Annotated in this window: 10 protein-coding genes; all 10 read right to left on the reverse strand. The window is 66.1% G+C overall.

Features of this window, described 5'->3' with window-relative positions; translation table 11 throughout:
* Positions 1-2: 2 nt before the first annotated feature.
* Positions 3-746: a molybdate ABC transporter substrate-binding protein gene (modA, locus tag AC10QF_RS16675; RefSeq protein WP_494542537.1), complete on the reverse strand. Its 744-nt coding sequence runs from the start codon at positions 744-746 to the stop codon at positions 3-5.
* Positions 747-765: 19 nt separating this feature from the next.
* A complete protein-coding gene (locus AC10QF_RS16680; protein ID WP_005416832.1) occupies positions 766-1,542 on the reverse strand; it encodes a helix-turn-helix domain-containing protein in 777 nt (258 codons plus the stop codon).
* Positions 1,543-1,553: 11 nt separating this feature from the next.
* A complete protein-coding gene (locus AC10QF_RS16685; RefSeq protein ID WP_069138372.1) occupies positions 1,554-2,768 on the reverse strand; it encodes an oxygen-independent coproporphyrinogen III oxidase in 1,215 nt (404 codons plus the stop codon).
* A 195-nt stretch (positions 2,769-2,963) separates the two neighbouring features.
* Positions 2,964-4,295 carry an MFS transporter gene (locus tag AC10QF_RS16690; RefSeq protein WP_005416836.1) on the reverse strand — a complete coding sequence of 444 codons (1,332 nt, stop codon included), beginning with the start codon at positions 4,293-4,295 and terminating at the stop codon, positions 2,964-2,966.
* Positions 4,296-4,318: 23 nt separating this feature from the next.
* Positions 4,319-5,218: a peptidylprolyl isomerase gene (locus AC10QF_RS16695; RefSeq protein WP_065177653.1), complete on the reverse strand. Its 900-nt coding sequence runs from the start codon at positions 5,216-5,218 to the stop codon at positions 4,319-4,321.
* Between the two features lie 3 nt (positions 5,219-5,221).
* The gene (gene narI / locus AC10QF_RS16700; RefSeq protein ID WP_069138371.1) at positions 5,222-5,929 is read right to left on the reverse strand and encodes a respiratory nitrate reductase subunit gamma; all 708 of its coding nucleotides are present in this window, start codon (positions 5,927-5,929) and stop codon (positions 5,222-5,224) included.
* Positions 5,926-6,606: a nitrate reductase molybdenum cofactor assembly chaperone gene (gene narJ / locus AC10QF_RS16705; RefSeq protein WP_005416842.1), complete on the reverse strand. Its 681-nt coding sequence runs from the start codon at positions 6,604-6,606 to the stop codon at positions 5,926-5,928. Before narJ ends, narI begins: the two co-directional genes overlap by 4 nt.
* Positions 6,606-8,150 (reverse strand): nitrate reductase subunit beta, encoded by a 1,545-nt coding sequence (narH, locus tag AC10QF_RS16710; protein WP_111177115.1) that lies wholly within the window; start codon positions 8,148-8,150, stop codon positions 6,606-6,608. The genes narJ and narH overlap by 1 nt, the downstream gene beginning before the upstream one ends.
* Positions 8,150-11,893: a nitrate reductase subunit alpha gene (locus tag AC10QF_RS16715; RefSeq protein WP_494542538.1), complete on the reverse strand. Its 3,744-nt coding sequence runs from the start codon at positions 11,891-11,893 to the stop codon at positions 8,150-8,152. Before AC10QF_RS16715 ends, narH begins: the two co-directional genes overlap by 1 nt.
* 72 nt (positions 11,894-11,965) lie before the next feature.
* Positions 11,966-13,384 carry a NarK family nitrate/nitrite MFS transporter gene (locus AC10QF_RS16720; protein ID WP_494542539.1) on the reverse strand — a complete coding sequence of 473 codons (1,419 nt, stop codon included), beginning with the start codon at positions 13,382-13,384 and terminating at the stop codon, positions 11,966-11,968.
* Positions 13,385-13,487 lie beyond the last annotated feature (103 nt).

Below are 13,487 nucleotides of genomic sequence, written 5' to 3' on the forward strand. Positions count from 1 at the left end.
CCTCAGGGCTTGCCGAACCCGTGCTTGGCCAGAATCGCCTGGCCCTGCGGCGAACGCACGAAGGCAGCGAAGCGCCGAGCCTCTGCCGGCTGCGTACTGGCCCTGGTCACCGCCAGCGGATACGCAATGCGCCCGGACACCGGCACCGCGAACGCACGGCGCACCCGGTCGGGCATCGCCTGCGCATCGGTGGCATAGACGAAGCCGGCATCCACTTCACCGCGCGCCACGTAATCCAGCGACTGACGCACGTTCTGCGTGGTGATGATCCTGCCCTGCATCGACGACCACAGGCCCGCCACTTCCAGCGCGCCCTTGGCATAGCGGCCGACCGGCACGCTGTCCGGGTTGCCCAGTGCGATGCGCTGCACACCGGCACCGGCCAGGTCCTTCAAGGTACGCGGCGCCGCCTTGGCCTGCGGCGGCACCACCACCCATAGCGCGTTCACTGCAAACACCTCGCGGGTGCCGGCCGCCAGCAGATCCTGCTGCTGGGCCTGGTCCATCGTGGTTTCGTCGGCCGAGGCGAACACATCCACCGGCGCACCGCGGCTGATCTGTTGCAGCAACACGCCGGACGCGGCGAAGTTGAAATCAACCTTGGTGCCCGGGTGTGCCTTCTCATAGGCATTGCCCAGTTCGCGGAAGCTCTCGGTCAGGCTCGATGCCGCCGAAACGGTCAGCGTGGCCGCCCAGGCCGGCACCGTGGCCAGCAGGCCCAGCAACAACAGTCCAGCTCGCTTCATCGTCGGCTCCCGGCCAGGTTCAGTTCGGATCGGATTCGTCGGCCACCGCCAGCGCGGCCAGGCGCTCGGGCTGCAGCAGCAGGATCTCACGCTGCTTCACCGCGATGATCCCATCATCGCTCAGGCGGCGCAGCACGCGGCTGGCGGTTTCCGGCGCCATCCGCAGGTAGTTGGCGATCTCGGTACGCGCCATCGTCAGGTTGAAGCGCGTGGCAGAAAAACCGCGCCGCGCGTAGCGCTCGGACATGTCCAGCAGGAATGCGGCCATGCGCTCTTCGGTACGGTGGTTGGCGGCCAGCGTGGCGACCTTGCCGATCTCCGCACTGAGCAGGCTGAACAGCTTGGCCTGCAGCCCGGGCATGCGCGTGGCCAGCGAGCTCAGCTTTGGGAACGAGATGCGGCACAGATGCACCGTATCCAGCGCCACCGCATTGCAGGGGAAGCGCGAACCGTGGATCGCATTCAGGCCGATCACTTCGCCCGGCAGGCTGAAGCCCAGCACCTGCTCGTTGCCCTGGCTGTCGTCGACGAAGGTCTTGACCATGCCGGCGCGCACCGCAGCAATCGAATCAAACGACTCGCCAGCGCGGAAGATGTAGTCACCCGCATGGAACGGACCGACGTGGTCGACCAGCACGTGCAGATCGCCCAGTGCGGTCTTGTCGTAGCCCTGCGACATGCAGGCGTCGGAAAACGCGCAGGTGCTGCAGAAGTGCAGCGCGTCGCCGTCATCGGCGGCGGCGGGGTTCGGGGTGGCCTGTCCAAGGCGGCCGTGCGAAGGCGGATTCGAAGACATCTGGGCAAGACTCAAGCGATGGCGGCCGCCGGCCGGAAGCATGCGGCCATCATACGCCACAGCAGGCGCCCTTCTTCGGCCAGCCGCAGCACGCGCGCATCCCAGTGCGCCCAGCCGCGCGCCAGCAACGGTGCCAATGCTGGCAGCTGCCCGGCGAAGCATTCTTCGAACGGTTCATCGTTGCGCCATTCGAAGGCAACCGCATCGAGCGCGTGATCGCAGGCGATACTCTGCGCCACCTCGGCCGCCAGTCGCTCGTCTTCGGACAGGATCAATCCGGCAGACACGCCCATATGCCCGGCCTGCAGCCGCGCACGCCATTCGCCCAGTTCGTCCTCCAGGCGGTAGAACACGTCGCCGATCTGGCTGCAGGCGGACAGCCCAAGCCCGATGAAATCGCTGCGGTCGCGGCGTGGCACGCCGGCCAGGTCACAATGACGCTGGCCATCGCCCGGGCCATGCGGGATCGGCAGGTCGCCGCGCTGGTAGTGGTCACCACCGATCGGTTCGTAGCCGGCTGCGCGCAGCAGGCGCCAACTCTGCAGCCATCGTGCCGCCGAGGGATGCTCTGGCAGCGCGCAAGGCGCCGGCAGCAGGATGCGCTCGGGCGCTTCGGCCAGCACCTCATGCAGTCGTTCGATGAAGCCGGTATCCGCGCTGCCGGGCACCCGCAACTGGTAGTAGCGCGCGGTAAAGCCCACCTGTCGCGCATGCGCCAGCAGCGTCGGCCCGGGTGCATCGGCGCGATCGATCACGTTCAGGCGGGTGCAGCCCACCGCACGCAGTTGTGCCGGCGCCAGCGCGCTGCCTGCGTCCAGCCGCACCTCCACCTGTGGCCGCGCCACGGTGCGCAAGTACTGCGGCACGGCATCCAGCAGCTGGCCCAGCTGCGGTGGCGGCAGCGTCTCGGCCAGCCCCAACTGCAGCACCATTGCCACCACCTCACGATCTTCAGCCAGCGCGCCGGCCTGCAGGCGCAGCGCCAGCAGCAGGGTGTCCAGATACGCCTGCGGTGGCACGTCGCGCCCGCCACGACCCGCCTGGAAGCCGAGCGTCAAACCACGCGGGATCAGGTGCTCGTTGCTGGCGCGCACGGCGGCGCGCCACCCGCTTTCGCCAAAGCCGGTACTGAACTGGTCAGCCGGCGGAAACAGCACGTGCCGTGGCTGCCGCAGCAATGCCGCCTGCAGCGCAGTGTCCTCGCTCTCGTCAACGTGGAAGCTCATGGCAGACATCTTCGGGCGTTCCTCTTTGCGTGGCCCTGATTGAAATCAAGCGTGGCGCATCTGATGGTTCCTGCCGGCCAGCGGCCGGTACTACCCTTTCACCCACCACTCGGTCGTGCCGGCCGCTGGTCGGCATCACCCCTTCACCCGCCGCGCATCGTCCTGGTAGTGCCGGCCGCTGGCCGGCAGCACCCTTCACCCGCCGCGCACCCGCTCGGCGGCGGCCGCGTCGATGGCTTCGGGCAGGTCGGTTTCGCGGTCGATCTGCGGGAAGTGGCGACGTTCCATGCGGCGGATCGCGAAATGCATCCACGCCAGTGCAGCCGCCACCAGCACGAACAGCAGCATGAAGCAGCTGCTCCAGATGCCCACCGCATCGTTCAACGCGCCAAACACGATCGGCAGGACGAAGCCACCGAGGCCGCCGATCATGCCGACCACGCCGCCCACCGCCCCCACATGCCTGGGGTAATACACCGGAATGTGCTTGTAGACCGCGGCCTTGCCCAGCGACATGAAGAAGCCCAGCACGAACACCAGCACGGTGAACATCACCACGCCGATGGCCAGATGGAAATGGAGCGGGCCGTGGATACCCTTCACCACATACTCGGTATCCGGGTAGGCCAGCAGGAAGGTGCAGATGGCCGACACGCCGAAGGTCCAGTACATCACCCGGCGCGCGCCCATCCGGTCCGACATCCAGCCACCGACCACACGGAACAGGCTGGCCGGGATCGAATAGCACGCCGCCAGCATGCCGGCGTGGCCCACGTCCATGCCATAGGCGCCAACCAGGTAGTGCGGCAGCCACAACGCCAGCGCCACGAAGCCGCCGAAGACGAAGAAGTAGTACAGCGAGAACCGCCATACCTGCAGGTTCTTCAGTGGTGCCATCTGCTCGGCGAACGGCACCGGCTTCACGCCTTCGCGGCGGCGCTGTTCCAGAGACGGGTCTTCCTTGCTGAAGAGGAAGAACAGCACCGCAGTGACCGCCAGCGCGACGGCCCAGACCTTGGCAACCATGGTCCAGCCGGCCGCCACCATCACCAGCGGCGCCAGCAGCTTGGTCACCGCCGAACCGATGTTGCCGGCACCGAAGATGCCCAGCGCAGTGCCCTGCTTGCTGGCCGGGAACCACTTCGAGACGTAGGCCACGCCCACCGAGAAGTTGCCGCCGGCGATACCCACGCACAGCGCGGCAACCAGGAACTGGCTGTAGGTCTGTGCGTAGGTCAGCATCCAGGTAGCGACTGCACCACACAGCATCACCAGCACCATCACCTTGCGGCCACCGAACTGGTCGGACCAGATGCCGAGGAAGACGCGGCTGACCGAGCCGGTCAGCACCGGCGTGGCGATCAACAGGCCGAACTGGGTGTCATTCAAGCCGAGCTGTTGACTGATCTGGATACCAATGATCGAGAAGATCATCCACACCGCAAAGCACACGGTGAAGGCGAACGTGCTCAGCCACAGCGCACGTTGCTGCTGCCCGGCACTGGCGGGGGCAAGGGCCTGGTTCATGAATTTTCCTCGTTCAAAGGGGTTCAGCCGATATCCGCTTCGGCTTCGATCTCATCCAGCCCGCGCACCGGGTAGCGTTCCTGCAACTGCAGCAGGTAGGCCTGCACCTCGCGCTGCCGCACCTGCAACTCCAGGTAGTCACGCAGCTGCGGCAGCACGGCCTCGAACGGCTGCGGCTGGCCTTCCTCGCGGGCATCGACGCAGACCACGTGGTAGCCCCAGCGCGATTCCACCGGGAAACCGGCCAGGCCTTCGCGCAGGCGGAACACCTGTCGGTCGAACTCCGGCGTGGTCTGCCCACGCTGCAGCCAGCCCAGGTCACCGCCTTCGCTGCTGGACGGGCAGCGCGAATGACGCAGGGCGAAATCGGCGAACAGGTGCGGCGACTCCTTCAGCAGTCCGACCAGCCGCTCGCCCTCGGTGCGTGCAGCGAAGCGCCCGGCCACGTCGTCGGCCGGTGCGGCCAGCAGGATATGGCGCAGGCGCACACGGTCGGGGGAGCGGAAGCGCTCCGGGTTCTGCTCGAAGTAGCGCCGGCAGTCTTCATCGGTCGGCACGCGGTCTTCGATCGCGTCTTCCAGCAGCTGCTGGATCAGCACTTCCTCGTCACTTACCCGGTTACCCTCCGGCGCCTGCAGGCCCAGCCGCTGCGCTTCCAGGCGCAGCAGTTCGCGCACCACCAGTGCGCGTGCCGCTTCGGCACGTGACTGTTGCGGGCGCATCGCCCGGTGGTGCTGCATCTCGCGGGCGATGTCGGCCTCGCTGATCGCGGTCTCGTCCACGAACAGCCGGCACGGTGCCGGCTGCCCGAGCGAACGCGGCCCCTGCGCCGCCGCGTCATGGTGGTGCGAATGCGCCTCAGCGGGAACCGGTGCGGCGGAGTCGATCACGGTAATCGGCAGGAATTTCGGCAGGCTGCGCATGGTTTACTCCCGCGGCCCATAGCGCAGCGTGGCCTGACGGCGGCGCACCACCTGGTAGGGCCGCCACAGGTAACTGATCGGAATGCTCCATACGTGCACCAGGCGGGTGAACGGCGCGATCAGGAACAGGGTCAGGCCCAGGAAGATATGCATCTTGTAGACCCAGCTGACGCCCTCGATGTAATCAGCGGCACCGGCACGGAAGGTCACGATGTGCTGCGCCCACTCGGCCAGCTGCACCATCACCCCGCCGTCCAGGTGACCGGACGAGACGCGGATGCTGTACAGGCCCAGGCACAGCTGCGCGAACAGCAGCACCAGCACCAGGGTGTCACCGAAGCTGCCGGTAGCCCGAACACGCGCATTGAACAGGCGGCGTACCAGCAGGATGCTGATGCCGATGAAGCACAGTGCGCCGAACACACCACCGACCACCATCGCCAGCATCTGCTTCTGCGAGGAGGTGATGAAGTGCTCGTACACCGCGTGCGGCGTCAGCAGCCCGACCAGGTGGCCGCCGAGGATGGCCAGGATGCCGATGTGGAAGCAGTTGCTGCCGAGCCGCATGCCCTTGTCCGACAGCATCTGACTGGAGCCGGTGCGCCAGGTGTACATGGCCTTGTCATAGCGGGCCCAGCTGCCGATCAGCAGCACTGCCACGGCGATGTACGGGTAGTACTGGAAGGCGAATTGATGCAGGAAGTAACTCATGGCTGTACCTCACGATGCGAAGGACGGGCCGGCGAACGCACGGGCGGCTTGCAGTCTTCGGCAGGGGCTTCGGCGCCGAAGCGCACCGCCTCCTCCTCCCACAAGCGGTCCATGGCCTCGGCGGTATCGTCGCGGACTTCCTCGCTGGCACGCTGGCGCAGCGCCTGCAGGTCGGCCTTGCCGTCACCGGCTTCGACCAGGATCTCGAACAGCACCCGGTGCGGCAGCTCACGCTCGGCGGCACGCGCGGCCAGCATCCCGGCGATATGGCCGATGTGGTGCAGCCACTCGCGGGCCTCGCTACCGGGGCGGTGGGCCAGGAACTCCAGCAGCAACGGCAGGTAATCCGGCAGCTCGCGGGCATCCAGTTCGAAGCCGTTGCGGCGGTAGGTTTCGACCAGATCGACCATGGCCTGGCCGCGGTCGCGCGACTCGCCATGGATGTGTTCGAAAAGCAACAGGCTCATCGAACGGCCGCGGTCGAAACTGGCCAGCCACGCCGCCTGTGCATCCAGCGCATCGGTGGCCAGCAGCTGCTGCACGAAGCTGCGCAGCTGCTGGCGGCGGGCGGGGTTCAGCGCCGGGTCGTCACAGGCGGCGAGCAGCTCCTCGCCGTGCTCCCACAGTTCCTCGCGGGGGTAGTCCAGCAACACCCCGACCAGCTTGAGCACGCTCATCACACCACCTCCTTGCGGCGGTGGTTCGGGCCCTTGTCCACCACGAAGGTGGTGGTCTTGCGCTGCCCGAACAGGTCCGCCGGGCTGTCACCATTGCAGCCGTTTCCGAAGGTGAAGCCGCAGCCGCCGCGCTCACCGAAGGCATCGTTGGCGTACTCGCGGTGGCCAGTCGGAATCACGAAACGGTCCTCGTAGTTGGCAATGGCCAGATAGCGGTACATCTCTTCCACCTGGGCGATGCTCAGCCCGGTCTGTTCCAGCACGGCGGTGTCTTCCACGCCGTCCACGTTCTTGGCCCGGCGCCAGGCACGCATCGCCATCAGCCGCTCCAGCGCGCGTACCACCGGCGCCTCGTCACCGGCCGTCAGCAGGTTGGCCAAATAGCGCATCGGGATGCGCAGCGACGCCACGTCCGGCAGCTCGCCGCTCATGCCCACGCGGCCACGCTCGGCGGCGGACTGGATCGGCGACAGCGGCGGCACATACCAGACCATCGGCAGCGTGCGGTATTCCGGGTGCAGCGGCAGCGCCAGCTTCCAGTCGATCGCCAGCTTGTACACCGGCGACTGCTTGGCCGCATCCAGCCAGCTGTCCGGGATGCCTTCCTTGCGCGCGGCGGCGATCACTGCCGGATCGTTCGGGTCCAGGAAGATGTCCAGGTGGGCCTGGTACAGGTCCTTCTCGGCGGCTACCGAAGCGGCCTCGGCGATGCGGTCGGCGTCGTACAGCATCACGCCCAGGTAGCGGATGCGGCCCACGCAGGTTTCCGAGCACACGGTTGGCTCACCCATCTCGATGCGCGGGTAGCAGAAGATGCACTTCTCCGACTTGCCGCTCTTCCAGTTGTAGTAGATCTTCTTGTACGGGCACGCCGACACGCACATGCGCCAGCCGCGGCACTTGTCCTGGTCGATCAGCACGATGCCGTCTTCCTCGCGCTTGTAGATCGCGCCGGAGGGGCACGCCGAGACGCACGCCGGGTTCAGGCAGTGCTCGCACAGGCGCGGCAGGTACATCATGAAGGTCTTTTCGAAGGCGCCGTAGATCTCCTTCTGCACCTGGTCGAAGTTGTAGTCGCGTGAGCGCTTGCTGAACTCCGAACCGAGGATCTCCTCCCAGTTCGGGCCCCACTCGATCTTCTGCATGCGCTCGCCACTGATCAGCGAACGCGGGCGTGCGGTGGGCTGGTGCTGGCTGTCCTTGGCGGTGTGCAGGTTCTGGTAGTCGAAATCGAACGGCTCGTAGTAGTCGTCGATCTGCGGCAGGTCCGGGTTGGCGAAGATCTTGGCCAGCATGCGCCAGCGGCCACCTGCGCGTGGCACCAGCTTGCCGGCGCGGCTGCGCACCCAGCCGCCGTTCCACTTGTCCTGGTTCTCCCATTCCTTCGGGTAGCCGATGCCCGGCTTGGTTTCCACGTTGTTGAACCAGGCGTACTCGACGCCCTCGCGCGAGGTCCAGACGTTCTTGCAGGTGATCGAGCAGGTATGGCAGCCGATGCACTTGTCCAGGTTCAGCACCATCGCGATCTGTGCACGGACCTTCATCACACCACCTCCTTTACAGCTGCAGGTACTGCCTCATCGTCCAGCCAATCGATCTTGTCCATCTTTCGCACGATCACGAACTCGTCGCGGTTGGTTCCGCAGGTGCCGTAGTAGTTGAAGCCATAGGCCAGCTGCGCGTAGCCGCCGATCATGTGGGTCGGCTTGAGCACGATGCGGGTCACCGAGTTGTGGATGCCGCCGCGGGTGCCGGAAATCTCCGAGCCCGGCACGTTGATGATGCGTTCCTGCGCGTGGTACATCATCGCCATGCCCGGCATCACGCGCTGGCTGACCACCGCACGCGCGGCGATCGCACCGTTGACGTTGAACAGCTCGATCCAGTCGTTGTCGACGATGCCGGCACTGCGCGCGTCGTCCTCGCTGATCCACACGATCGGACCACCGCGCGACAGCGTCTGCATGATCAGGTTGTCGCTGTAGGTGCTGTGGATGCCCCACTTCTGGTGCGGGGTGATCCAGTTCAGCACGATCTCCTTGTTGCCGTTCGGGCGCTGGTTCAGCAGCGGCTCCACCGTGCGCGTGTTGACGGGCGGGCGATAGCTCATGAAGGCCTCGCCGAAGTCGATCATCCATTCGTGGTCCTGGTAGAACTGCTGGCGACCGGTCACCGTGCGCCACGGAATCAGCTCGTGCACGTTGGTATAGCCGGCGTTGTAGCTGACGTTGTCGTCTTCCAGTCCCGACCAGATCGGCGAAGAGATGATCTTGCGCGGCTGCGCCTGGATGTCACGGAAGCGGATCGCCTCGTGCTCCTTGCCCACCGCCAGATGCGTATGCTCGCGACCGGTGAAGGCGCCCAGCGATTCCCAGGCCTTCACCGCCACGTGGCCGTTGGTTTCCGGCGCCAGGTGCAGGATTACTTCGGCCGCGTCGATCGCGGTCGAGATGGCCGGGCGCCCCTGGCTTATGCCTTCTTCGTGCACGGTGCGGTTCAACTTGCCGAGGAAATCGACCTCGTGCTTCGTGTCCCAGCTCATGCCCTTGCCGCCGTTGCCCTGCTTGTCCAGCAGTGGGCCGAGCGAGGTGAACTTGCGGTACAGGTTCGGGTAGTCACGCTCCACCACCGTCATCGACGGCATGGTCTGGCCCGGAATGGCCTCGCACTCGCCCTTCTTCCAGTCGGCTACGCCGAACGGCATGCCCAGCTCGTTGGGGGTGTCGTGCAGGGTCGGCACCAGCACCAGGTCCTTCTCCACGCCCAGCACGCCCGATGCCATCTCGCTCACGGTGCGGGCCACCTCCTTGAAGATGTCCCAGTCGCTGCGCGATTCCCACGCAGGGTCCACCGCCTTGGACAGCGGGTGGATGAACGGGTGCATGTCCGAGGTGTTGAGGTCGTCCTTCTCGTACCAGGTTGCCGTCGGCAGCACGATGTCCGAGTACAGCGCGGTGGTGCACATGCGGAAGTCGAGCGTGACCAGCAGGTCCAGCTTGCCTTCCGGCGCGTCGTCGCGCCACTTCACCTCCTGCGGCTTCATTGCGCCCATTTCACCCAGGTCCTTGCCCTGCAGCCCGTGGCGCGTACCCAGCAGGTGCCGCAGCATGTACTCGTGGCCCTTGCCCGAGGAACCGAGCAGGTTCGAGCGCCAGATGAACATCATGCGCGGGTGGTTCTGGCTGGCGTCCGGGTCGGCGAAGGCGAAGTCCAGCGAGCCATCCTTGAACTTGCCCAGCGCGTAGTCCGCCGGGGCCACGCCGGCCGCTTCGGCCTCGCGTACCAGCTGCAGCGGGTTGCGGTCCAGCTGCGGGGTGCTCGGCAGCCAGCCCATGCGCACCGCGCGCAGGTTCAGGTCGGCCAGGCTGCCGCTGTACTTGCGGGCATCGGCCAGCGGCGACAGCAGCTCGTCCACCCGCAGCTTCTCGTAACGCCACTGCCCGGTGTTGAAATAGAAGAACGAGGTGCCGTTCATGTGGCGCGGCGGCTTGCTCCAGTCCAGGCCGAACGCGAGCGGCTGCCAGCCGGTCTGCGGGCGCAGCTTCTCCTGGCCCACGTAATGCGCCCAGCCGCCGCCGGTCTGGCCCACGCAACCACACATGATCAGCATGTTGATCAGGCCGCGGTAGTTCATGTCGTTGTGGAACCAGTGGTTCATGCCCGCGCCGACGATGATCATCGAGCGGCCGTGGGTCTTGTCGGCGGTACGCGCGAACTCGCGGGCGATCTCGATCACCTCGGCGCGCGACACGCCGGTGATGCGCTCCTGCCACGCCGGCGTGCCCGGCACCCTGTCATCGAAGCTCGATGCCACGTTGCCGCCGCCAAAGCCACGGTCCACGCCGTACTGGGCCAGCAGCAGATCGTAGACCGTGGCCACCAGCGTCTCGCCGCCGTCGACCGTGGCCAGGCGGCGCACCGGAATGTTGCGGTCCAGTACGTCTTCGGCCGGTGCGGCGGTCCAGCCATCGCTTTCAATGCCACCGAAGTACGGGAAGCTCACCGCCTCGATGCCGTCGTTGGCGTCGGACAAGCTCAGGCGCAGGCGCGTGTCGGCGCCATTGCTGGCCTTCTCTTCGATGTTCCAGCGGCCCTTTTCACCCCAGCGGAAACCGATCGAGCCATTGGGCACCACGATCTGGCCGCTGTTCTCGTCGTAGGCCAGGGTCTTCCAGTCCGGGTTGTTGGCTTCACCCAGCCCGCCCAGCTCACTGGCGCGCAGGAAGCGGCCCGCCACCAGGCGGCCATCGTCGCGGCGCTCCAGGCGCACCAGCATCGGCATGTCCGAGTACTGGCGGCAGTAGTCCTGGAAATACTGCGAGGGCGAATCGACATGGAACTCACGCAGGATCACATGGCCGAACGCAAACGCCAGCGCAGCGTCGGTGCCCTGCTTGGGGTGCAGCCAGTGGTCGGTCAGCTTGGCCAGCTCGGAATAGTCCGGGCAGATCGCCACCGTCTTGGTGCCGTTGTAGCGCGCTTCGGTGAAGAAGTGCGCATCGGGCGTACGCGTCTGCGGCACGTTCGAGCCCCAGGCGATGATGTAGCGGCTGTTGTACCAGTCGGCCGATTCGGGCACGTCGGTCTGCTCGCCCCAGATCTGCGGCGAGGCCGGCGGCAGATCGCAGTACCAGTCGTAGAACGACAGGCAGGCGCCGCCCAGCAGCGACAGGTAACGCGCGCCGGCGGCGTAGGACACCATCGACATCGCCGGAATCGGCGAGAAGCCGACCACGCGGTCCGGGCCGTACTGCTTCACCGTGTACAGATTGGAAGCGGCGATGATCTCGTTGGCCTCTTCCCACTGCAGGCGCACGAAGCCGCCCATGCCGCGGCGGGTCTTGTACGAACGCGCCTTCTCCTTGTCTTCAACAATGCTGGCCCAGGCATCGACCGGGGCCTTGCTCCTGCGCGCTTCGCGCCACAGGCGCAGCAGCGTGCCGCGGATCAGCGGGTACTTCAGCCGGTTGGCGCTGTACAGGTACCAGGAGTAGCTGGCGCCACGCGGGCAGCCACGCGGTTCATGGTTGGGCAGGTCCGGACGCGTGCGCGGGTAATCGGTCTGCTGGGTTTCCCAGGTGACCAGGCCGTTCTTGACGTAGATCTTCCAGCTGCAGGAGCCGGTGCAGTTCACCCCATGGGTGGACCGCACGATCTTGTCGTACTGCCAGCGGGCGCGGTAACTGTTTTCCCAGTCGCGGCCCTCGCTCTTGGCAAATCCATGGCCATCGGCAAAGGTCTGGGGGTCACGCTTGAAGAACTGCAAGCGATCGAGGAAATAACTCATCGGGGATCTCCCTTTGCGGACATCGGCATCGTGGCTGTGTGTGTCATCTGGCTGCGGTGCGTTTTCATGTCGTCAGCAGGGTGTCTCGGCACCGCGCCGGTAGTACCACCACCAGGTCACGGCCAGGCAGGTGACATAGAAAACAACGAATCCGTACAGCGCCATGTCGGGGCTGCCGGTCAACGTAATGGACGAGCCGTAGCTCTTGGGAATGAAGAAACCGCCGTAGGCGCCAATCGCACCGGAAAAGCCGACCACCGCAGCCGACTCGATGCTGGCCTGGTGCGCGGCGGTAGCCTTGCCCTCGGCGTTGTCGTTGGCCGACCAGCGCTCATGCAGCGTGCGGAAGATCACCGGGATCATGCGGAAGGTCGTGCCGTTGCCGATGCCACTGAGCACGAACAGCGCCATGAAGCTGAGCAGGAAGCCATGGAAGTTGCCGCCCTGGCCATCGCTGGGCAGGAAGTGCAACACACCGAACACCGCGGCGATCATCAGCGCGAACACCCAGAAGGTCAGGCGTGCGCCACCCCAGCGGTCGGCCATGCTGCCACCCACCGAGCGCATCAGTGCGCCCAGCAGCGGGCCGATGAAGGCGTAGGCCAGCGGGTTCACGTCCGGGAACTGGCTCTTCACCAGCATCGGGAAGCCGGCCGAGAAACCGATGTAGGAACCGAAGGTACCGATGTACAACCAGCACATCAGCCAGTTGTGCTTGCGGCGGAAGATCACCGCCTGCTCGGAGAACGACGAGCGGGCGCTGGTCAGGTCGTTCATGCCGAACCAGGCCGCGATGGCGCACAGCGCGATGGCCGGCACCCAGATGAAGCCGGCGTTCTGCAGGAACAGTGATGCCCCACCCTCCACCGTGGGCTGCGGTGCACCACCCAGCGCACCGAACACGCCTACGGTGATGACCAGCGGGATCACCGCCTGCGCCACCGACACGCCCACATTGCCCAGGCCAGCGTTCAGGCCCAGCGCCAGGCCCTGCTTCTGCTTGGGATAGAAGAAGGAGATGTTGGACATCGACGATGAGAAGTTCGCGCCACCGAAGCCGCACAGGATCGCGATGGCCACGAACACCCAGTACGGCGTGGCCGGGTCCTGCACCGCAAAGCCGAGCCAGAGCGTCGGCGCCAGCAGCGAGGCGGTCGACAGCGCGGTCCAGCGGCGGCCGCCGAAGATCGGGATCACGAACGAATAGAAGATGCGCAGGGTCGCGCCGGACAGGCTGGGCAGCGCCACCAGCCAGAACAGCTGGTCGGTGCTGAAGTTGAAGCCGATCTTCGGCAGGCTGATCGACACCGCCGAGAACAGCACCCAGACCGAGAAGGCCAGCAGCAGCGAGGGGATCGAGATGACCAGGTTGCGGGTAGCGACCCGCTTGGCGGTGCGCTCCCAATAGCCGGGGTCCTCCGGCGTCCAGTCGCTGATGACGCGACCCGGACGGGCAGTGCTGCGGACAACAGGATCGCTACCGACGGTCATACATGGCTCCAAGGCTGTGAAATGACGTGGGTACTGCGTTTCAAGTTGTGACCCGTCGTCATGCAGCCATTAGGCCGCGCAGCAACAACGACGGGGTTGATCT

The organism is Stenotrophomonas maltophilia complex sp. Om-AH-Sm3, assembly GCF_059337855.1.

Coding starts and splice junctions, on each gene's coding strand:
- modA (WP_494542537.1), bottom strand. CDS start 746: ATGAAGCGAGCTGGACTGTTGTTGCTGGGCCTGCTGGCCACGGTGCCG.
- AC10QF_RS16680 (WP_005416832.1), bottom strand. CDS start 1,542: ATGTCTTCGAATCCGCCTTCGCACGGCCGCCTTGGACAGGCCACCCCG.
- AC10QF_RS16685 (WP_069138372.1), bottom strand. CDS start 2,768: ATGAGCTTCCACGTTGACGAGAGCGAGGACACTGCGCTGCAGGCGGCA.
- AC10QF_RS16690 (WP_005416836.1), bottom strand. CDS start 4,295: ATGAACCAGGCCCTTGCCCCCGCCAGTGCCGGGCAGCAGCAACGTGCG.
- AC10QF_RS16695 (WP_065177653.1), bottom strand. CDS start 5,218: ATGCGCAGCCTGCCGAAATTCCTGCCGATTACCGTGATCGACTCCGCC.
- narI (WP_069138371.1), bottom strand. CDS start 5,929: ATGAGTTACTTCCTGCATCAATTCGCCTTCCAGTACTACCCGTACATC.
- narJ (WP_005416842.1), bottom strand. CDS start 6,606: ATGAGCGTGCTCAAGCTGGTCGGGGTGTTGCTGGACTACCCCCGCGAG.
- narH (WP_111177115.1), bottom strand. CDS start 8,150: ATGAAGGTCCGTGCACAGATCGCGATGGTGCTGAACCTGGACAAGTGC.
- AC10QF_RS16715 (WP_494542538.1), bottom strand. CDS start 11,893: ATGAGTTATTTCCTCGATCGCTTGCAGTTCTTCAAGCGTGACCCCCAG.
- AC10QF_RS16720 (WP_494542539.1), bottom strand. CDS start 13,384: ATGACCGTCGGTAGCGATCCTGTTGTCCGCAGCACTGCCCGTCCGGGT.